Consider the following 20,343-nt stretch of genomic DNA (forward strand, 5'->3'; position numbering starts at 1 on the left):
TTTTAAAATTGGGCTTTAATGTTAAAACCATAATCTTGAGTTGTTGGAAGTGATCCAGTTGAATAACCTTGTAGGTTACCAGAAGATAATCCAGACTCAGGATCTGCGTGTGGCAATTCTTTGCTGATGATCCAAAGGTTGTTTCCTGTAACTGTAAAAGTAAGTCCAGTCATAAAAGTGTTAGAAAGGAATTTACTTGGTAAGTTGTATTGTAAAGAAACTTCTCTCAATTTCACATAACTAGCATCGTAAACAAATGCTGCGTTTGGATTACTTGCGTATCCAAATGGGCTAAATCCACTTGCACTAAGTCTTGTAGTGTTTGTAGATCCATCAGGATTTACACCTTCATTGATGAAACCACCACCGTCAGCAAGAGTATTTCTTACAGGGTTACCAAGGTCGTTAATGAATGACGTTTCAGCATATACACCGGTAGCTTGACCGTAGTATTGGTCTAAAGAGAAAATGCTTCCTCCTTGTTGAATGTCAATTAAGAACCCAAGAGATAAGTTTTTGTAAGTAAAGTTATTTGAAATACCCATTAACCAATCAGGGTTTGTATCTCCAATGATGTTGTTCGATGTTCCTGTAGCGATGTATTTACCACTATCTGGATCAACAACTTTTTGTCCATTAAGGTATGTGTAATCTGTACCGTAAATTACTCCGTAAGGTTGACCAACTTGAGCGTTGATTGTAACCCCACCTTGGAATGAACCTAATTGTAATGTTTCAATACCCTCTTCTAAAGAAAGAACTTCGTTTTTGTTTTGTGTCCAGTTAGCATTTAACCTCCAAGTGAAGTTATCATTTTTCACAGGAATCACGAAAGCAGAAAGTTCAATACCAGTGTTTTCAATTTCACCAGCGTTAAGAATTTTACTAGAAGAACCAGTTGCAGTAGTAACAGGTACTCTTACAATTTGGTCAATAGAGTTAGTTTTGTAGTAAGCTGCATCAAAACCTGCACGGCTATTAGCAAACTTCATTTCCAAACCTAATTCAAAACTCTTAGTTCTCTCTGATCTTAAGTTAGGATTCTTTGCAGAGTTTGCTACAGAAGTTCCTTGATCAGCGTTAATAACGTATGTGTCGTATAAGTAATCAAATGGTGCGTCGTTACCAACTTCTGCATAGTTTGCTCTCAATTTACCGAAAGAAATAGCATCAACATTTAATAATTTACTAAACACAAAACTAGAAGATACAGAAGGATAGAAGTAATCGTTATCATCTGCTGGTAAAGTAGACGATTGATCTTGTCTAGCAGTTACATCAACGAATAAAGTACTAGCGTATCCAAAAGAAGCACTTGCGTAAATACCATCTACACCAATTTTTTCAGCTCTTTCAGTTGGATTAGGAACTGGACCTGCTGAGTTTTGGATAGAATATAAACCAGGAACTACTAATCCACCAGCTGTAGATACAGCAATAGATTGGTACTCTTGTCTTCTAATGTTTGTACCTAAAATACCAGAAAGATTGATTTTATCTGAAAGATCTTTGTTGAAATTCAACATAAAATCGTAGTTAGTTTCTGTATTAGTAATGTTTCTTCTTAAGTAACCAGAACCAACATTTCCACGAGTTACACCAAACGGAGTAGCTACAGAACCTACAGCTCTTCTTTCTTCTTGAAGTTCACTATATGTATCAGTTGCAACTCTAGCAGTAGCGTTTACCCAATCAGCAAATTCATAGTTTAAAGAGAAATGACCAATGAAACGATTTCTTGAATCATTTTGGTAGTTTTCATAACGTGTCCAGTAAGGGTTATCCCAGTAAATAGGAGCAGAACCTGCTGCACTAGTTGCTGGATTCCAAGTTACGTTTCTTCTTGTGTTGAAATAAGCACTTTTTTGGTCTTCGATGTCTGTAGCGACATTCCACCATTGCTTAAAGTTACTAATAACGTTATCACCGTATCCTGTTGAGTTACGACCTAAACCATCAGTTTTAATGTAGTTAGCTAAACCTGTAGCAGTTAATTTGTCTGTTACATTGATAACTCCACTTAAGCTAAAGTTGTGCTTGTTGATTTCACTATTAGGCATTAAACCTGATTGGTCTAATTTAGTATAAGATAATCTGAAAGATCCTTCTTCAAAACCTTTATCAAAAGAGATAGAGTTTGTGATAGTTACAGGAGTTTCAAAGAAACTTAAAGGACCATTTTCTGCAGCAACATATGGTGTTCTTGTTCTGTAGTTAGCAAGATCTGGATCGAATGAGTCCCATTGGTATACCATAAGACTTGGGTCGAAAGCAGGACCGTAAGAAGCATCATCACCATAGTTTGCAACTTGGTCAATAATACCGTCTCCGTTAATATCTTCTTCAGTCCAGTAGTTACCGTAACCACCACCGTAGTCACTTTGGTAATCAGCGAAAGTGCTTTTGTCTACAAAACCAACATTAACTCCAGTACTAAGAGTTATTCCCATTCCTGAAGATCTTTTACCTTTTTTAGTTGTAATCATAATAACTCCATTGGCAGCTCTAGAACCGTATAGTGCAGATGCAGCAGCACCTTTCAATACGTTAATAGACTCAATGTCGTCAGGATTAATATCTGATGCAGCATTACCGTAGTCATAATACCCACCTGATGCTTGGCTTTGACCAGCACTGTTAGTGTTTGTATTATTAATTGGCACACCATCAATAACAAAAAGAGCTTGGTTACTACCTGTTAGGGAAGTATTACCTCTAATTACAGCATTAGTAGAACCACCAAAGTTGTTGTTTCTTCTAATCTGTAATCCCGCTACTTTACCAGATAAGGCGTTGGTAACGTTACCACTCTTGTTTGTCGTGATTTCTTCACTTTTCAATTCTTGTGTAGAATACCCTAAAGATTGTTTCTCTCTAGAAATACCTAGTGCTGTTACTACAACTTCATTTAATGACTCTCCTTCTTGAAGAGTAACATTAATGTTGCTGTTTGTTCCAACAATTGTTTCATTTTCAGTATAGCCAACGTAGCTAAATACTAAAGTTTGTCCTTCCGATGCTTGTAAGGCATAATTACCATCAAAATCGGTTTGAGTTCCTTGTGAGGTTCCTTTGATAATAATGTTAACCCCAAGTAATGGTACTCCAGATCCATCTGTTACAGTACCTGTTATCTGCTTTTCTTGGGCAAAACTTGCTTGCGCCAAAAACACAGAAAACAAAACTAGCATTAGTTTAAATTTTTGTCTCATATATTGTTTTTTTGTTAAGATTCACAAAGATATTGATTTCTTTGATGTTTTTGTGGTAATTTTTAATTTATATTAACTTAACATTAAGAGCTAAATATTATTGCATACTTTTTTTAAATTAAAAAATTTTCCCCTTTTTTTTTATTTGGTTAAAAATGAAGGGTATGCAAGTTTATTTTAGTGTGTCTGTTCATCTAAATTATTTCATAAAAGTAAAAAATAGTACTTTTGAATACTTAAATTTTAACATTATATGAAACAAATTCTAGGGATTGGATCCCGTATAAACCATTCAGAATTCGGAAAAGGAGTCGTTACAAATGTTACATCTACGATGTATTGGGTCACTTTTATAGATAGCGGACTTGAAACGATTGCCATAGATGCTGATTTTGAGGTTATTGAGGCTTCAGATGATGATGTGGATACAATCAGTTTTTACGAAGTAGAGAAAAGTCTTAAGAGTATCTTGAAGAAATGGAGTGATGTAACAGAAATAGTTCCGTTAGCCGATAAATGGAGGGGAGGCTCAATGATTCTGAAGCCTAAAGATGTTAATCTATCGGACAAAGAGATACCTATTGATACCTTTTTTCATAAAATTGTTATGCTTCGAGACCGATTGCGTGTTATGGAGCAAAAAATTAATGCAAGTAAAGTCTTAGAAGAACAAGATAAAATTGATTTACAGCAATATATTACCAGATGCTACGGAAGTCTAACGACTTTCAATATATTATTTAAAAACAACTCGCATAATTTCAAAGGGGAGGGATCTAAATAAATTAAAAACGTATAGGTAGTTTTCAAATAAAGCGTATCTTAATTTCTTGAAATTTAAACTCAATTCTTATGGAAGAAATCCAGCAACCACAACATAATCTGTTTATTAGCGATCTTGAATCAGACAGAAAAGTAGCTTTTTATAAAAAAACATACACGCATTTAGCGTTGGCAGTACTACTTTTTGTTTTGGTAGAAACCATATTTTTTCAAATTCCACCGCTTTTAGAGTTTGCACTTTCCTTAACTCAAGGATGGACATGGCTTCTTATGTTAGGTGGTTTTATGTTGGTGACAAGTTACGCTGAGAAAATGGCACTCACGAGCCATGATAAAAACAAGCAGTATTTAGCGCTTTTACTATATGTTATAGCGGAAGCATTTATATTTATTCCGCTAATTTTTATGGCCATGATGGTTGCCGATGAAGGTGGCTTTAATATTCTAAATCAAGCTGCTATACTAACACTTTCTTTGTTCTCTGGACTTTCAGCAATTGTATTGCTCACGAAAAGAGATTTCTCTTTTATGAAATCAATCCTTGCTATCGGTTTTTTTGTAGCGCTCGGACTTATAATCGCGGGAACTTTATTTGGATTTAACTTAGGACTTTGGTTTAGCGTAGGAATGATTTTATTAGCTTCTGGATCTATATTATACCAAACATCTAACATGGTTCATAAGTACAGTGAAGACCAATATGTAGCGGCTTCTTTAGGATTGTTTGCTTCCTTGATGCTTCTTTTTTGGTACATATTGAGTATCTTAAATAGAAATTAATATCAAATAACGTACATACTAAAACAGCTTGTAAATCGTTTGTTTGCAGTAGTGTAGCGGTTGTGTAAAATAATCGCTATCTTTCTAATCCCAAATCGATATGATGCTACTGTTACCTCCCGATGAAGACATTGCTTGGATGGCTCCTTATGCCTATGCAGTAGTTCTTTTAGGCTTCTTTTTTATTCTCTTTAGGCTTTTTGAAAGCTGGTATGCTAGTACTTACAATAAACCTTTGTTTCGTCATTATTTGGTGTACCGTAAACTTTCAGAAACGCAACGAACTATTTTAGAACAAGATTTCTCCTTTTATAAAAAACTTTCAGAAAAACACAAGAAACAATTTTGTCACAGAGTGGCTCGATTCATTGCCGATAAAGAGTTTGTGGGCAGAGAAGGAGTTGTGGTAACCGAAAAGATGAAGGTGCTCATTGCAGCTACAGGTTGTATGCTTAGCTTCGGAAGAAAAAATTACGAGTATTCTTTAATCGAGTTTATTTTAATTTATCCAAAAGAGTTCTATAGTGCCGTAAATGCTGCTTATCATAAAGGGGAGTTTAACCCTCGCGAACGCGCTTTGGTATTATCATGGGCAGATTTTGAAACTGGATACAAAATTTCGGACGATAATTTAAATCTTGGTATTCATGAGTTCATGCATGCAATGCAGCTTGAAGCTAGACAGAGTAAGGATATTGATGCGGTACGTTTTGGAAAACAATTCCAGAATATATTGACGCAATTAACCAATCAAGACTTAAAAGATAAGTTAGACGAAACGCGGTATTTTAGAGCGTATGCATTTACGAATCAATACGAATTTATGGCGGTATTAGCCGAATATTTTATAGAGTCTCCATCCGATTTTAAAACCCATTTTCCTAAGCTTTATAACTATACTCAGAAATTGCTCAATTTTACCTTTGCGGGATATTAAAATTGAAAAAGGGGAAGTCTTTCACTATTTTATTGCTTCTAATTTTTAATAAATTTAATCCAACGTTGTCCGTTGTTGTGAAGGATTTGTAGAAAATAAATGCCGTTGTCTAAAGATGAAACATCCAATTTATTCAAGTCTTTGTCAGTAACAAACATCTTTTTGCCTTCCATGCTGTACACTGAAACCGAATTGATTTCATTGTTTTGAGATACAATTTGAATACTTTCTGAAGCTGGGTTAGGGGAGATAGTTACCCGTGTTAATTCATTGTTTTGAACAGATAATAGATAAGGTCTGCTCCAATACACAGCTCTATTTCCAAACGCATCGTATATTGTAAGGTTTAGACTGTCGTCACTGTTATAGCTAATATCATAGCTAAATTCTCTTGCCTGTCCGTTGCCTAAATAAAATGAACCTAAATAGACATTTTCTAAGTCACAAAGGCTTTCACAACTTCCCAAGGTAACATGTGGATCTAAAGCCGTAAATGTCGTGTTTGGGATATCGTAGGTTACGTCGCTAAAGAAATAATTCAATGTTAAAATCGCAGAAACTTCATTTTCTTCGAATTGTAAATGTGGCGAGAAGAAGGGTACTCCACCTGGAGGGGAACCAACCATTTCATAGGTTACATCGTCAAATACTACGTATTGAAGATACCAATTATTGTTTAAAAGTTCTGGGTCTTGGGCATTACCTTGTAAGGAGTATAGCCCAAAAACCATCAAGAGGAAGATGATATTTTTCATGATACTGCTTTTTCATAGGTTGGAACTACAAGATACTAATAAATTCGCAAATAGCATTTAATCTACTGAAAACCTGTAAGTTGATTGGTTTAATTTTGTAGTTTCGACAGGATGTTATTCGCAATCATTTCTGCGTGAATTCTAGAGTTTTCTATAAACCATTTATGTGTTTCTGTTCCGCCGCAAATGACACCCGCAAGATATAGCGAAGGGATGTTAGTTTCCATTGTTTCTGGATTGTAAGTCGGAATCTTTTTCTCTTCTGAAAGGGTAACGCCCATCGACTTTAAAAAAGTAAAATCTGGACGATATCCGGTTAGGGCTACCACAAAATCATTTTCTAACATCTGAGTCCCTTCTGAAGTTTCAATCGTTACATTTTCTTCAGTAATTTTAGAAATAGAAGCATTAAAAATGGCTTTAATACTGCCTTCTTCAATTCTGTTTTCAATGTCAGGTTTTACCCAGTATTTTACACGATCGCCAATAGTAGCGCCGCGAACCACCATCGTTACATCGCCTCCCTTTCGGTAAATTTCTAAGGCTGCATCTACTGCCGAATTACTAGCGCCTACAACAATTACTTTCTGAAGTATAAACGGGTGCGCTTCTTTGTAATAATGAAATACCTTCGGAAGGTTTTCACCAGGGACATCTAAAAGCGCAGGGATATCATAAAATCCGGTACTCACAATGACGTGGGCAGCGGTATAGTTGTTTTTTTCTGAAACTATCGTGAATTGATCACCTTCTTTAGTTACTGAAACTACTTTTTCGTAGGTGTTGATCTGAAGCTTGTTCGAAGTAGCAACACGTCTGTAGTATTCCAACGCTTCATTACGAGTTGGCTTCGGATTGTTGCTTATAAAAGGAATGTTGTCAAGTTCTAATTTTTCCGAAGTAGAAAAAAAAGTCATGTTCAAAGGATAGTTAAAAAGGGAATTGGTTAAGGTGCCTTTTTCTAACACGACATAATCAAGTCCCTTTTTTTTACATTCTAAAGCACAGGCAATACCAATAGGTCCTGCGCCAATAATGATAACATCTTTGGTTTTTTGCATTCGTTTATTTCACTAGTTCCTTAAGTCCTTTAACGGTTTCTGTCGGATTTTCAGAACCAAAAACATAACTTCCAGCAACCAGTACATCGGCACCAGCGTCCACCAATTGTTTTGCATTTTTATTCGTTACACCACCATCTATTTCAATACGTGTTGAAGCACCTTTAGCTTTAATCATTGCTTTTAGTTGTGCGACTTTGTTGTATGTGTTTTCTATATAACTCTGACCGCCAAAACCTGGGTTTACGCTCATAAGGCATACCAAATCGATGTCTTGAATTGTGTCTTCCAACAAGGATACGTTAGTGTGTGGATTAAGCGCAACACCTGCTTGCATTCCTTCTGCTTTAATGGCTTGAAGTGTTCGATGTAGGTGTGGACAAGCCTCATAATGAACTGTAAGTACATTGCTCCCTAATTCGGCAAATGTTTTGATATAGCGGTCCGGATCTACAATCATTAAATGTACATCTAAGGGTTTTTTAGCGTGTTTCGCAATGGCTTTTATGACAGGCATTCCGAAGGAAATATTAGGGACAAAAACGCCGTCCATCACGTCAATGTGAAACCAGTCGGCATCACTATTATTTATCATTTCGATGTCGCGTTGAAGGTTTGCGAAATCGGCGGCTAAGACGGAAGGGGCAATTAAAGTGTTACTCATGGAGCGTATACAAAAGGGTTAATTAATCTTGTTATTTTATTAGAAAATGATGTTTTCTCTTTAAAAAAATCGAGGTACTTCTTAATGGAAATTAAATCTTCTTTAGATTTTACGACATTAAAAGTGGAACTATAATTTGCAAAAATAGGGAATTCTATGTCGTGATGAATCAAAGTTTCGATATTATCATGTCTAGTGTCTTCACTAATAATATCGAATAAGCTCTCTACATGTTTTTTTTCGCCTTCAAGAACTTGAAAGAAATTTCCAAACCCAAATAGAAGGATGCCTGTAACATTCTCTCTGCGGTTGTTTATTTGAGTAGCTTCAAATATTTGATTTACATCTTCGTCGGTATATCCTTCGACTAACTTACTAACATAGCATATGGTGTGGTTCATAGTACCGAAAATTTAATTCAAGATACAAAAAATGTTAAAAAATCGGGCCGAGTTCTTAGCGGTTTATTCATTTAGATAAAAAATAGAGAACCGCTCGGTAGCATTAGTCCGAAACACTATAAAATGATAAACCTCCGGTAATCAGCCGGAGGTCATTCATCAATCAAAAAACGAACAGTATGAGAATCTTGCCGAAGCAAGAGAATACTGTTTGTTGCTGTTATTGGGATTATCCCAAATATGTCATTAGTATTTTACTTCTAGAGGTGTGTTTTAATCTACGAATCGCTTTTTCTTTGATTTGACGCACACGCTCTCTGGTTAAATCAAAAGTTTCGCCAATTTCTTCAAGTGTCATCGGGTGTTGGTCGCCCAATCCAAAGTACAAACGAACAACGTCTGCTTCACGAGGAGTTAGCGTTTCTAACGCTCGTTCAATTTCAGTTCGTAATGATTCGTGCAATAAGGAACGGTCTGGATTTGGAGACTCTCCACTGCGCAATACATCGTATAGGTTTGAATCTTCTCCTTCAACCAAAGGAGCATCCATCGAGACGTGACGTCCAGAGTTTTTCATAGACTCTTTTACATCACTAATCGTCATGTCTAATTCTTTCGCAATCTCTTCAGCAGAAGGTGGACGTTCATTTGCTTGCTCTAAAAAGGCATACATCTTGTTAATTTTGTTGATGCTACCAATTTTATTTAAGGGCAAACGTACAATACGCGATTGTTCTGCCAATGCTTGTAAAATGGACTGACGAATCCACCAAACAGCATACGATATAAATTTAAAACCACGCGTTTCATCAAAACGTTGTGCAGCTTTAATAAGTCCTAGATTTCCTTCGTTAATTAAATCGGGTAATGTTAATCCTTGATTTTGGTATTGTTTAGATACCGAAACCACGAAACGTAAGTTCGCTTTGGTTAATTTTTCCAAAGCAACATGGTCACCCGCTTTTATACGTTGCGCCAATTCTACCTCTTCGTCTGCGGTAATTAAGTCAACTTTTCCAATTTCTTGAAGGTACTTGTCTAAGGAAGCAGTTTCTCTATTTGTAACCTGCTTGGTGATTTTAAGTTGTCTCATGTAAAATTTGAGTGTTAAGTTGTGTTGCGTATGTAGTTATACGGATTGAGACACGTAAATGTTACAAAAAGGATTACTTTTTTTTATAAATTTTAAATTGAATCGGTTTTTTTTATGGGAGGTGAATTGGGTTTTGGAATTGTTTGTATTGTATCTATCTGATTTACAGTATTTAATATGCTGTCTATCGTTTTTTTGTTGTTTGTGGTTATGGTTTCGTTTGTTTCACTGTTGTAGTAGTGGTAATTTTTAGTAATGGTGTAATTCTCATCGAACGTGCTTTCCTTTTTCTTAGAAGCTCCTTTTTTAGATGTTTTTTTATCTGAAACTGATTCTTCAGTAATTTTAGGAGGCGTATTATTTTGTGTTGCTTTTTCTTCGGAAGAAGCTGCGACAGTGTTTTCTGTTTCTTCTGAAGGTTCTCTGGTGTTAGCTACAGAAATTTTCAATTGTTTTTCTGAAGTTTTTTCTGAAACCCTATTCGCTTCAGAAATAGGAAGCGTTTCTTTAAAAGTTTCATTCTTTTTTAGAGTATTGTTTTCAGTTGTAGTCGTTTCCGAAGTGCTATCATTCCGAAGAGGAGAAGAACTTTCCATAGTATTGATTCCAAGTAGCACAACGAGTAAAAGCGCAATGCCTCCGCCTGTGAGCCAAAAAAGAAAAAAGCGTCTTTTCTTTTTTTCTTCGGCTTCTAGGGTTGCATTAATTTTATCCCAAAGTCCTTCATTAGGTGCAATGTCTATACTTTTTAACTTCTTCTCAAAAAGCGATCCTATGTCTTCTCTATCTTTCATTGTTTGGCTCTTTTAAATTCATAGTTTGCGTAATCGCTGTGATTTTCTCTCGCAAGATGTGCTTTGCTCGATGGTAATTCGATTTTGAAGTATTTTCTGAAATATTCAATAAATCAGCAACTTCTTTGTGTGAGTATCCATCTAGTTGATACAAATTGAACACCAACCGATATTGGTCTGGCAGTTCTTGAATACAGGTTAAAAGGGTGTCTAACGGAATTTCTAATAAATCACTTGTTATCGTAGTGTCTTCCAATATGTCGTCTTTTAGCTCGGTAGGCACATGTTTGTTTGCTTTGTATGCATCAATAGCTTTGTAAATGGTAATTCGCTTCATCCAGCCTTCAAAAGAACCTTTGCCTTTGTAGGTTTTTATTTTTTGAAAAATTGTGACAAACGCGTCGTGTAAATTGTCTTCCGCATCGGCTTCGTTTCGACAATACTTTAAAGAAGTAAAATACAAGACGTCTTTGTACTTCCGAAACAGCTCATTTTGGGCTGTTCGGTTGTTTTTAATGCATTGTTTTATGAGTTCTTCTGTCTTCAAATAATAAGGTGTCGATTCTTAGAATGATCTAATGGGTCTTACTCTATTACCACTTACTTTAGAAGAAGTGATTTTTCGAGTGTCTTCAAAAACGGGAGTAATGCTAAAATCCCAAACGTAGCTATTTAAATAGCAGGGAGGTCCACCCATTGCAGAGCATCCATTAAATCCTTCGGTAGAACTTGAATATACCCAATATTCTTCATTTGCAAAACCGCCTATTGCATCTTTATGCTCATACACAAGCCCAAGTTCATCTATAGAAGGTAGAAACCAATCGTCATAGCCATTCTGAACTAAATCAGCACATAATTTTGCGGCATATACGTCTTCATCACAATAGTTTACAATGGCTTGAGTGTTTGCTTCGCCTGTTCCAATTGTATGGTCTTGGGCTATGGGTGCTTGGTTTGCGGTACAGCCCCATTCTGCTACTTCTAAATCATTTTGAAGGGCGATTAATCCGTGTTCTCCAGAGTCGTCCAGATAGAATATGATTCCCCCTTGGTATGCTTGGCCAATTTCTAATGCTACGGTTTCTTCTGAAGTATCATCATTGCTACTACAGGCAGCAACGACTAGGAACAGTATTGCTAATTGGCTGAAAAATGTGTATTGATATTTTTTCATAATTTGTTTTGATTAGTGGTCGTTAAAAGTTCGCTTAATGAGTTGAATATAATTTTTAGTTTGGAATGTTCAATGGGTTTTATGGTTGTTTTAGTGGTACTTAATTACAAGAAATAGCTTCTATGGTTATTTCTGAAACAAATAAAGTTTCTTCATTTTCTAAATATACGATTCGTGAGTACAGTAGTTGTGGATTTTCGGCATTAGTGTACGCTGTCCCTGAAACTTCATTTACCCCTAACAGCGCGTCACTTTCAGTTTCATAGAAGGTTACTTGCAAGGGAGAAACTAAATCGTGCGTATTGGGAATATAGCTACAAACTGTATAGTTGTTTAAATTAAATATCGCTTGGCCTGGGGTAGCTTCTTCTTCGCATACTTCGTAAATTCCTAATTCACAATTGATAGTGCAATCTTTCCGAAGAAGCGCCTCTTGATTTGTATTGTAAGTAAGTTGAATGTTGGTTGGTGTAACGTAGCTTAGTTCCCAGTCAAAATTCCAAGCATCACTAATTGCTTCGTTCTCTAAAAAGTGAATATTTAAATGAAGCGCATTGCCAATGTAAAAAGTTGTCCAGGTTCCGAAGTAAATTTCATTCTCTAAATGAAGCTGTGCAATGGCATTGTCATTTATTTGAAATGTTGCTCCTTGAAACACTTCAGAAATGCCTGTAACGCTTTCTACATTCCATAGGCAACTTTTTAGAAGGAAGTTACAGTTTCCTTGGTATTGATCTTTTACGCAAGCCTCAATAGCTTCTGCAAGCTCTTCATTGTTGTTGATTTCAAGAAGCTCTCCAGAAAATAAGGTGCCAGATATGGGATAACTTAAGCTGATGAAATGGTCTTCTGGAAGGTTTCTTAAAAAGGTACTGAATTGTACATTGTCTCTCATTGTTAGCACGTCGACATATTCTTCATTTTCATCAAAAACAAATAGCGGAAAAGGATAGTTAAACTCTATACAATCTATGGGTTCTGGTGCGTCAGGATCTGTAGCTCGACTCATAAGTTTGAAAAGGTCTTCGTTTACAATGTCGTAATTTACTACCATTGGATTTATTGGTTCATTTACACATGAAGTTAGTGTCACGAGGCATAGTAGAAACAGATAAATACTTTTTTTGAACATACCTTTTTTGTTTTGTGGTCTATTCTATAGTCTTTGAAAACAAAAAAAGTTGCGTGATGTTTCAGAAAAAAAAGAAAGTCTAAAATAAGTGATGAAACTATTTGTGTTTCAGTTCAATTAAAATAAGGTTGACTTCTAGAAGTGCTTTTGTGTAAAGGCTATTGAAGGTGTTAAAGTGTTTTTTTGCTTCTGCCAAACCTTCTCTTTTTATAATGTTGGTTTCAATTTGTTGCAGATGGTGCCCGTGTAAGGTCATTCCCAAATTCATGAAGCTAGCCTTCATTTTGTGAGCTAATGAACTCGCACGTGAGTAAAATTCACGATCAATACAGTTTCTAAGACTTTTATAGTCTTCAGGAGTTATTTTAATGAAAACCTCAAGAAGAGAGATAATGAATTCTTCATCATTATCGAAGGTGGTCATTAACTGATTTATATCGACGCTATCTCCTTTCTCGTTTGTTGCAACAGGAACAGTATTGTTTATATTAGGTTCTTGCTCTTCATCAGAAACAAGCCAATAAAGTACTTCTTTTATAGCATCTTCGTTCAGCGGTTTGGTGAGGTAGAAGTCGATTCCAGCTTTAATGGCTTCTTTTCTAGCTTCTGGGAACACATCGGCAGAGCAGGCAACAATAGGTACTTTTTTAATGGCGTCTTTATTTGATTTACGGATGCTTTTAATGGCATCAATACCATTCATAATTGGCATGTGCATGTCCATAAGAATAAGATCGTAATCGCTAGTAGGATCTTCAAATTTATCAATTGCTTCTTTTCCGTTTTCAGCAATTTCAACAACCACTTTCATATTACCCAGTAGCTGTTTGATGTAAAATTGATTCATTTTACTGTCTTCAGCAACCAATAACTTAAGCCCTTCTAGTTTTTTGTCTTTACGAACATAGTTTGAAACAGAATCGGTTATTTTTTCTAGTTTACTTTTCTTAAAAGGTAATGTAAAACCAAAAACGGATCCTTCATTTAAAACACTAGTGGCCTTGAAGCTCCCATTTTGCAGGTGAATTAACTCTTTAGTAATAGCCAATCCCAAGCCTGTTCCAGTCATTTTTGAGTTTTCCTCATTTTCTACTTGGTAAAAACTATCAAATATTTTTTCGAGATTAGCACTGTCAATTCCGACCCCGGTATCTTCAACTTTAAAATTGAGTACTATTTCTTCCTCCGTATTTGCGGTAATTGCTACAGAGATTGTTATTTTTCCTTTCTGTGTAAATTTTACAGCATTCCCAATAAGGTTACTAAGTATTTGGTTTAATCTGTATTGATCTCCTATAACAACATTGGGTATTTGAGCATCTAAATTCGCTTCTAAATCTATTCCTTTTTCTTGTGCTTTTATTTTAAAACCATCGGCAAGACTTCTTACCACTTTTCGAACATTAAAATCGATGGCTTGTATGGTGAGTTTTCCAGCTTCAATTTTTGAGAAATCTAAAATATCATTCACAATGGATAATAGATTTTTGGCTGAAAAATCGATTCCTTCAATGTTTTTGCGTAAGACTTCCTCATCGTTGAAATCTGCCTTTTTTATGATTTCTGAAAGGCCTAAGATTACATTAAGAGGCGTTCTAATTTCATGACTCATGTTAGACAAGAAGGTAGATTTTGCATTGGCTGTTCGTTCTGCATTAATCTTTGCTTCGCGTATGGTTTTTAGGGTGTCTTTTTTATGAGTAATGTTTTTAAGAAAGATACTGTACGTGTCTATTTCAGTATAGTTATTTGTAATGGCGATACCAAAATCATCTGTGGTTCCATCTTTTTTTAGGTATTCTATTTCGGTTCTTGTACCTATTAATTTACATGGAATGGAAACATTTGTTTTTTTGATATCAGCTTTTAATAAGGATGATATATCTTCGGGAAGGTATTCGTATACTGTTTTATTTTTTACCTCTTTAGCTGTTGTTTCTAAAAGATTAAGCGCATTTCGATTAAAGTCTAAAATCTCACCTTCAGAATTAAACAGAAGATAACCATCTAAGATATTTTCTAATATATCACTTTTCTGAATTTTTGGAGGCTCCTCTTTAGTCTCACAGTTATTAGAAATTAAGTCCTGCGTTGTTTGGTTTGTAGTAAGCGTTTCTGTTTCTGTTGGGGCAGCAGGTAGCATGTCTTTAAGAATAGAGACAGCTTTGATATTTTCGTAAAAAGTACAGTATTCTGTATATGAAGCATTAAAAATAGCAGTGACGCAGCTTACATCTTCAATGGCTAATAGCTCAGTGTGAAACTCTTTAAGGTTGTCTTTAATTTTACGTAAACTATTAATTCGTTCCACAAGAGATAAATCAGAAATAGGAAAATGATTGTATTCTAAAGCGTCAAGCCATCGAGTAGCAAGTCTTTTTGTAGTTTCCTTTTGCGTAAATCTTTTGGCTACGTATTTTAAAAAATAACGCGAAATAGCAACTTCTTGATTTTTGTCAAAAATGTAAAGCGGGATAAAACCATCTGTTTTTGTAAGCTCTGAAAATTCTGATTGCACAAGTGTTCTCAGTTTGACTTCAGTTGTAATGTATTGAGGGTCTTTTCGAATTAAATATCGTTCTATCTCTAAGTATAGCTGTGCTAGTTGTAACTCTGCGATAAAACCTTCGTCTGAAAAAGTGTAATTTGAAAGTTTCTCGTCAAGCTGTCTAAGTTGATTGTTAGACGTGCCAAGCCCTATGACAAAGTTTAATAAAGCATGTTTCCTTTTTGGAGTAGGAGCTTCTTCTAGGCCATTCTCATCTTTCGTAAAAAAACGATTAATAAGTGTTTTCATTTATTGAGGGCTAATCTTATCATGAAGGAAATTTCCTTCAATGAGCCAAAATACAATTTTTTTTGTAATTAATAAAAAAACCTCCTGTTAAAGGAGGTTTTTTTGCATTATTTAAAGGGAGAGAATATTAGTCTCTCTTTCTATCACGATTGCGATTGTCTCTACCTCGGTTATCTCTACCTCGGTCTTTGTTATCGTCTCTTGGTGGTCTTGCTACATAACCTTCTGGTTTTGGTAAAATAGCCTTTCTAGATACTTTCTCTTTGCGAGTTCTAGGGTCTACACCAAAGTACTTCACATCAAAAACGTCACCCATATTAACAACGTCTGAGACATTTTCAGTACGTTCCCAAGCTAGTTCTGAAACGTGTAATAATACTTCGTTTCCTGGCGCATCCATATACTCAACAACAGCACCAAAATCTAACATCTTGATTACTTTTACTTCGTAAACGCTACCAACTTCAGGCTTAAATAATAAAGAGTCTATTTTTGCCATAACAGCATCAATACCTTTTTTACCTACTCCTAAAATTTCTACAATACCTTCTTCAGTCACTGGATCTTCGTTAATAACGATAGTAGTCTCAGTTTCTTTTTGCATTTCTTGGATTACTTTTCCTCCAGGTCCAATTAAAGCACCAATGAATTCGTTAGGAATACGTCTCGTCACCATAGTAGGTGCGTGTTCTTTCACATCTGCATTTGGAGTAGCAATAGTGTCAGTTAATTTACCTAAGATGTGTAAACGACCGTTACGAGCTTGTTTTAGTGCATTTACTAAAATTTCGTAAGACAATCCTTTTACTTTGATGTCCATTTGGCAAGCGGTAATCCCTTCAGAAGTACCTGTTACTTTAAAGTCCATATCACCTAAGTGGTCTTCATCTCCTAAGATATCAGATAATACAGCGTACTTTCCAGATTCAGCATCAGAAATTAATCCCATTGCAATACCAGAAACTGGACGTATCATTTGTACACCTGCATCCATTAAGGCCATAGTACCAGCACAAACAGTTGCCATAGAAGATGAACCATTCGATTCTAATACTTCAGATACAACACGTACTGTATAAGGGCAATCTGCTGGGATCATTCCTTTTAAACCACGTTGTGCTAAGTTTCCGTGACCAACCTCTCTACGAGAAGTTCCTCTTAACGGTCTTGCTTCACCTGTACAAAAAGGAGGGAAGTTATAGTGTAAATAGAAATTCTCCTCACCTTCGTAAGATGGCATATCTATTTTGTTTGCGTCTCTAGAAGTTCCTAAAGTAACGGTTGCTAACGCTTGCGTTTCTCCACGTGTAAATACAGATGAACCGTGTGTTGATGGTAAGTAGTCAACCTCACACCAAATTGGTCTAATTTCGTCTGTCTTACGACCATCTAAACGTAAACCTTCATCTAATGTTAGGTTTCTAATGGCAGCTTTTTCAGCTTTGCTATAATATTTAGAGATTAGGTCACCAAAATCTGCTAATTCTTCTTCAGAGAAAGTTGCTTTGATGTCTTCTTTAATTTCTGCGAATGCAGCACTTCTTTCATGTTTAGCAGAACCTGCTTTAGCGATAGCATATACTTTATCGTATGCCATGTCATGAATTTTTTGAGCTAAATCTGCATCTTCTCTTTCTGGAGTGTACTCACGTGTTTCTTTTTTACCAAAAGCTTCTGCTAATTTTACTTGAGCAGCACATTGTACTTTAATAGCTTCGTGTGCAAATTTAATTGCATCTGCCATTTCTTCTTCAGAAATTTCATCCATTTCACCTTCAACCATCATTACGGAATCAGCTGAAGCTCCAATCATCATATCGATGTCAGATTCTGCTAATTGTGCTCTAGTTGGGTTAATTACAAATTCACCATTTACACGTGCTACTCTTGCTTCAGAGATAGGACATTCAAAAGGGAAATCTGATAATTGGATTGCTGCCGATGCAGCTAAACCTGCCATTGCATCTGGCATTACATTTTCGTCATGAGACATTAACTGAATCATTACTTGTGTTTCGGCATGGTAGTCTTTAGGGAATAAAGGACGTAAAACACGGTCTACAAGACGCATTGTTAATACTTCACCATCACTTGGTCTTGCTTCTCTTTTGAAGAAACCACCTGGATAACGACCTGCTGAAGCAAATTTTTCACGGTAGTCAACGGTTAATGGAAGGAAATCTACATCGCTTTGTTTGTAGTTTGAAACTACCGTACATAACAACATACATTTTCCTGATTGTACAACAACAGACCCGTGGGCTTGTTTTGCTAATTTTCCAGTTTCAATAGAGATTTCTCTACCGTCACCAAGGTCAATGACCTCTTTAAATACTTTAGGTATCATTTGTTTTTCATTTGTGTCCGCAAGATATTGCTCAGACAATTAATAATGGTCATCGTTCAATCATTTTGGTCGAACGCGGTTGTGTTGTTGTGTGTTGTAGTTGACCAATGAAAAACTTGGGTAGCTTTTCTATGTGTTTCAGAATAATAACAATTCTGAAAAAAAATATACTAAAAAAAAAGGGGCACAAAAGCGCCCCATCTATATAATTACTTACGTAATCCTAATTCTTTTACAATCGCTCTGTATCTTAAAACGTCTTTCTTCATTAGGTAATCTAATAAAGATCTACGCTTTCCTACTAGCTTTACTAAAGAACGCTCTGTGTTGTAGTCCTTGTGATTTGCCTTAAGGTGTTTTGTTAAGTGCTCGATACGATACGTAAATAAAGCAATTTGTCCTTCTGCAGTACCGGTGTCAGTTGCTGATTTCCCGTGTTTTGCAAAAATTTTTGCTTTTTCTTCTGGTGCTAAATACATTCCAATATTATTTAAATGATTTTTATGTATTGACTACCTCTTTGGTAATCAAGCTGCAAAATTACAAAATCAAATCTATATAAGATGTATTAGTATTAAATAATTTTCAATAAAATATACGGTATCTTAAATCGTGTCGTTTATGTAACTATATAAACCTAAACAATTTAAAGAGTTATGAAACGTATTCTGAGAAATTTTTTAATGCTTTTTTTCGCAACTGCCTTGCTGCTTTTTATCAGTTGTGATACTAAAGATGACGAATCTACTACAGCTAATTTTTCTTCGGAAAATTCTGAAAGAGCTGTTCAAGTAGACGGTATTGCTGAAGGTTCTTATGCTATTCTCGAAAGGGGATATGTAGAAAATGAACAAGGACCAACTCCTAAAACAATGTCTTCCTTGTTTCCCGATTGTACCACTGTTGAAATTGTACTTACTGGTGATGGCGGAACTATTGTAATTGATTTTGGGGATGAGTGTGAGCTTAATAATGGGGCTGTGGTTTCAGGGAAAATTTCAATGATTTTTGGAGCTTTTGTGAATGGAACGAGAACGATATCGTACACATTCGATAATTATACCTATAATGGAAATGGTGTAGAAGGGGGAGGAGAAATTTTGCGGGAAATAGCGAATCAAAATGGAAACCCACAATCTACCGTAAATGAGTCTATCGTAGTTTCTTTCCCTTCTGTAAATATAACAGCCTCTAGAACTGGAATGCGTGTTGTTGAATGGACTGAGGGCTTCTTTAACGGGAATTGGTTCGACAATGTTTTCGAAATTACAGGAAACTGGCAAACTACTTTTAGCAATGGTTTTAGCCGAAGCGGAGAAGTTACGCAAGCATTGATTCGAGAGTTATCCTGCCAATATATAGTAAGTGGTCGGTTAGTGGTTACTCAAAATAATGAGTCTGGTGAATTTGATTGGGGTGATGGTACTTGCGACAATCAAGCAACATTTACATATAATGGTGAAGTGTATCCTATTACACTTTAATAATAGAAGCTATGAAAAAAAAAGTCCGCTTAGTAGCGGACTTTTTTAATTATGCAGTTTTTTCAACTACTGGTCTTGGTCTATTTAGAATTAAATCAATGTATAGACTGATGTTCTTTTTTAAATCTCTACGATGCGTGATGAAATCTAGGAAACCGTGTTCTAATAAAAACTCTGCTGTTTGAAATCCTTCAGGCAGTTCTTTTCCTGTCGTGTCTCTTACAACACGAGGACCAGCAAATCCTATTAAAGCTCCAGGTTCACTAATATTAATGTCTCCTAGCATAGCAAACGATGCTGTAGTACCTCCTGTTGTTGGGTCTGTACAAAGAGAAATATACGGAATACCAGCATCTGCTAATTGTGCAAGTTTTGCACTTGTTTTAGCAAGTTGCATAAGTGAAAGAGCTGCTTCTTGCATTCTTGCACCCCCACTTTTTGAGATGATTAATAACGGTATTTTCTTTTTTAACGAATAATCTGCAGCGCGTGCTATTTTTTCTCCAACAACACTTCCCATAGAACCGCCAATAAAGGCAAAATCCATACAAGCTATTACTAAATCTTTTCCCATCGATTTTCCAACACCTGTACGAACAGCATCTTTCAATCCGGTTTTTTCCATTGCGGCTTTTAAACGATCTGGGTATTTTTTAGTGTCCTCAAATTTTAGAGGATCTTTGGAGGTTAGATTTTTATCTAATTCTTTAAATTTATTGTCGTCAAAAAGTATTTTGAAGTATTCTTTACTTCCAATACGAACGTGATATCCATCTTCTGGACTCACATAGAAGTTTTTTTCAAGTTGTTCCGAATCTACTACTTTTCCGGTAGGAGATTTGTACCAAAGACCTTTAGGGACATCTTTTTTATCTTCTGTAGGTGTTTGAATTCCTTTTTTTGTTCTTTTAAACCAAGCCATATCT

18 protein-coding genes are annotated in these 20,343 nt (G+C 35.7%); 4 read left to right on the forward strand and 14 right to left on the reverse strand.

Annotated elements, in window-relative coordinates:
• Positions 1–2: 2 nt before the first annotated feature.
• On the reverse strand, positions 3–3,212 hold the full coding sequence (locus tag BLQ00_RS10520) for a SusC/RagA family TonB-linked outer membrane protein (RefSeq protein WP_093144113.1): 3,210 nt from the start codon (positions 3,210–3,212) through the stop codon (positions 3–5).
• A gap of 253 nt (positions 3,213–3,465) precedes the next feature.
• Here BLQ00_RS10520 and BLQ00_RS10525 point away from each other — a divergent pair, with 253 nt between their 5' ends.
• The 3 genes from BLQ00_RS10525 to BLQ00_RS10535 all read left to right on the forward strand — a co-directional run bounded on the left by BLQ00_RS10525 (position 3,466) and on the right by BLQ00_RS10535 (position 5,712).
• Positions 3,466–3,996 carry a hypothetical protein gene (locus BLQ00_RS10525; protein ID WP_093144115.1) on the forward strand — a complete coding sequence of 177 codons (531 nt, stop codon included), beginning with the start codon at positions 3,466–3,468 and terminating at the stop codon, positions 3,994–3,996.
• Between the two features lie 68 nt (positions 3,997–4,064).
• Entirely contained in the window at positions 4,065–4,775 is a 711-nt protein-coding gene (locus BLQ00_RS10530; RefSeq protein WP_093144116.1) for a Bax inhibitor-1/YccA family protein, read from the forward strand.
• A 100-nt stretch (positions 4,776–4,875) separates the two neighbouring features.
• On the forward strand, positions 4,876–5,712 hold the full coding sequence (locus BLQ00_RS10535; RefSeq protein ID WP_093144118.1) for a zinc-dependent peptidase: 837 nt from the start codon (positions 4,876–4,878) through the stop codon (positions 5,710–5,712).
• Between the two features lie 38 nt (positions 5,713–5,750).
• Here BLQ00_RS10535 and BLQ00_RS10540 read toward each other — a convergent pair whose 3' ends face one another.
• The 12 genes from BLQ00_RS10540 to rpsO form a co-directional block, all read right to left on the reverse strand.
• Entirely contained in the window at positions 5,751–6,467 is a 717-nt protein-coding gene (locus BLQ00_RS10540; protein ID WP_093144120.1) for a T9SS type A sorting domain-containing protein, read from the reverse strand.
• A gap of 89 nt (positions 6,468–6,556) precedes the next feature.
• Complete coding sequence (locus BLQ00_RS10545; protein ID WP_093144122.1) at positions 6,557–7,528, reverse strand: YpdA family putative bacillithiol disulfide reductase; 972 nt, start codon at positions 7,526–7,528, stop codon at positions 6,557–6,559.
• Between the two features lie 4 nt (positions 7,529–7,532).
• Positions 7,533–8,192 (reverse strand): ribulose-phosphate 3-epimerase, encoded by a 660-nt coding sequence (gene rpe / locus BLQ00_RS10550; RefSeq protein ID WP_093144123.1) that lies wholly within the window; start codon positions 8,190–8,192, stop codon positions 7,533–7,535.
• Entirely contained in the window at positions 8,189–8,593 is a 405-nt protein-coding gene (locus BLQ00_RS10555) for a BLUF domain-containing protein (RefSeq protein ID WP_093144125.1), read from the reverse strand. The genes rpe and BLQ00_RS10555 overlap by 4 nt, the downstream gene beginning before the upstream one ends.
• A 229-nt stretch (positions 8,594–8,822) precedes the next feature.
• Positions 8,823–9,686, reverse strand: a complete 864-nt coding sequence (locus BLQ00_RS10560; protein WP_093144126.1) for a sigma-70 family RNA polymerase sigma factor — start codon at positions 9,684–9,686, stop codon at positions 8,823–8,825.
• A 92-nt stretch (positions 9,687–9,778) separates the two neighbouring features.
• Positions 9,779–10,480, reverse strand: coding sequence for a hypothetical protein (locus BLQ00_RS10565; protein WP_093144128.1), 702 nt, complete (start codon positions 10,478–10,480; stop codon positions 9,779–9,781).
• Positions 10,470–11,027: an RNA polymerase sigma factor gene (locus BLQ00_RS10570; RefSeq protein WP_093144129.1), complete on the reverse strand. Its 558-nt coding sequence runs from the start codon at positions 11,025–11,027 to the stop codon at positions 10,470–10,472. Before BLQ00_RS10570 ends, BLQ00_RS10565 begins: the two co-directional genes overlap by 11 nt.
• A gap of 18 nt (positions 11,028–11,045) precedes the next feature.
• The gene (locus BLQ00_RS10575) at positions 11,046–11,657 is read right to left on the reverse strand and encodes an Lcl C-terminal domain-containing protein (protein ID WP_093144131.1); all 612 of its coding nucleotides are present in this window, start codon (positions 11,655–11,657) and stop codon (positions 11,046–11,048) included.
• Between the two features lie 100 nt (positions 11,658–11,757).
• Positions 11,758–12,666 (reverse strand): hypothetical protein, encoded by a 909-nt coding sequence (locus BLQ00_RS10580; RefSeq protein ID WP_217629429.1) that lies wholly within the window; start codon positions 12,664–12,666, stop codon positions 11,758–11,760.
• A 220-nt stretch (positions 12,667–12,886) separates the two neighbouring features.
• Positions 12,887–15,586, reverse strand: coding sequence for an ATP-binding protein (locus tag BLQ00_RS10585; RefSeq protein ID WP_093144134.1), 2,700 nt, complete (start codon positions 15,584–15,586; stop codon positions 12,887–12,889).
• Between the two features lie 127 nt (positions 15,587–15,713).
• Complete coding sequence (locus BLQ00_RS10590; protein WP_093144135.1) at positions 15,714–17,933, reverse strand: polyribonucleotide nucleotidyltransferase; 2,220 nt, start codon at positions 17,931–17,933, stop codon at positions 15,714–15,716.
• A gap of 209 nt (positions 17,934–18,142) precedes the next feature.
• Positions 18,143–18,412: a 30S ribosomal protein S15 gene (gene rpsO / locus BLQ00_RS10595; protein WP_093144137.1), complete on the reverse strand. Its 270-nt coding sequence runs from the start codon at positions 18,410–18,412 to the stop codon at positions 18,143–18,145.
• 204 nt (positions 18,413–18,616) lie between these two features.
• Here rpsO and BLQ00_RS10600 point away from each other — a divergent pair, with 204 nt between their 5' ends.
• On the forward strand, positions 18,617–19,417 hold the full coding sequence (locus BLQ00_RS10600; protein WP_139149392.1) for a hypothetical protein: 801 nt from the start codon (positions 18,617–18,619) through the stop codon (positions 19,415–19,417).
• Between the two features lie 49 nt (positions 19,418–19,466).
• Here BLQ00_RS10600 and accD read toward each other — a convergent pair whose 3' ends face one another.
• Entirely contained in the window at positions 19,467–20,339 is an 873-nt protein-coding gene (gene accD, locus BLQ00_RS10605) for an acetyl-CoA carboxylase, carboxyltransferase subunit beta (RefSeq protein ID WP_093144659.1), read from the reverse strand.
• Positions 20,340–20,343: the final 4 nt, after the last annotated feature.

The organism is Ulvibacter litoralis (genome assembly GCF_900102055.1).
Classification (GTDB): Bacteria; Bacteroidota; Bacteroidia; order Flavobacteriales; family Flavobacteriaceae; genus Ulvibacter; species Ulvibacter litoralis.

Coding starts and splice junctions, on each gene's coding strand:
- BLQ00_RS10520 (WP_093144113.1), bottom strand. CDS start 3,212: ATGAGACAAAAATTTAAACTAATGCTAGTTTTGTTTTCTGTGTTTTTG.
- BLQ00_RS10525 (WP_093144115.1), top strand. CDS start 3,466: ATGAAACAAATTCTAGGGATTGGATCCCGTATAAACCATTCAGAATTC.
- BLQ00_RS10530 (WP_093144116.1), top strand. CDS start 4,065: ATGGAAGAAATCCAGCAACCACAACATAATCTGTTTATTAGCGATCTT.
- BLQ00_RS10535 (WP_093144118.1), top strand. CDS start 4,876: ATGATGCTACTGTTACCTCCCGATGAAGACATTGCTTGGATGGCTCCT.
- BLQ00_RS10540 (WP_093144120.1), bottom strand. CDS start 6,467: ATGAAAAATATCATCTTCCTCTTGATGGTTTTTGGGCTATACTCCTTA.
- BLQ00_RS10545 (WP_093144122.1), bottom strand. CDS start 7,528: ATGCAAAAAACCAAAGATGTTATCATTATTGGCGCAGGACCTATTGGT.
- rpe (WP_093144123.1), bottom strand. CDS start 8,192: ATGAGTAACACTTTAATTGCCCCTTCCGTCTTAGCCGCCGATTTCGCA.
- BLQ00_RS10555 (WP_093144125.1), bottom strand. CDS start 8,593: ATGAACCACACCATATGCTATGTTAGTAAGTTAGTCGAAGGATATACC.
- BLQ00_RS10560 (WP_093144126.1), bottom strand. CDS start 9,686: ATGAGACAACTTAAAATCACCAAGCAGGTTACAAATAGAGAAACTGCT.
- BLQ00_RS10565 (WP_093144128.1), bottom strand. CDS start 10,480: ATGAAAGATAGAGAAGACATAGGATCGCTTTTTGAGAAGAAGTTAAAA.
- BLQ00_RS10575 (WP_093144131.1), bottom strand. CDS start 11,657: ATGAAAAAATATCAATACACATTTTTCAGCCAATTAGCAATACTGTTC.
- BLQ00_RS10580 (WP_217629429.1), bottom strand. CDS start 12,666: ATGAGTCGAGCTACAGATCCTGACGCACCAGAACCCATAGATTGTATA.
- BLQ00_RS10585 (WP_093144134.1), bottom strand. CDS start 15,586: ATGAAAACACTTATTAATCGTTTTTTTACGAAAGATGAGAATGGCCTA.
- BLQ00_RS10590 (WP_093144135.1), bottom strand. CDS start 17,933: ATGATACCTAAAGTATTTAAAGAGGTCATTGACCTTGGTGACGGTAGA.
- rpsO (WP_093144137.1), bottom strand. CDS start 18,412: ATGTATTTAGCACCAGAAGAAAAAGCAAAAATTTTTGCAAAACACGGG.
- BLQ00_RS10600 (WP_139149392.1), top strand. CDS start 18,617: ATGCTTTTTTTCGCAACTGCCTTGCTGCTTTTTATCAGTTGTGATACT.
- accD (WP_093144659.1), bottom strand. CDS start 20,339: ATGGCTTGGTTTAAAAGAACAAAAAAAGGAATTCAAACACCTACAGAA.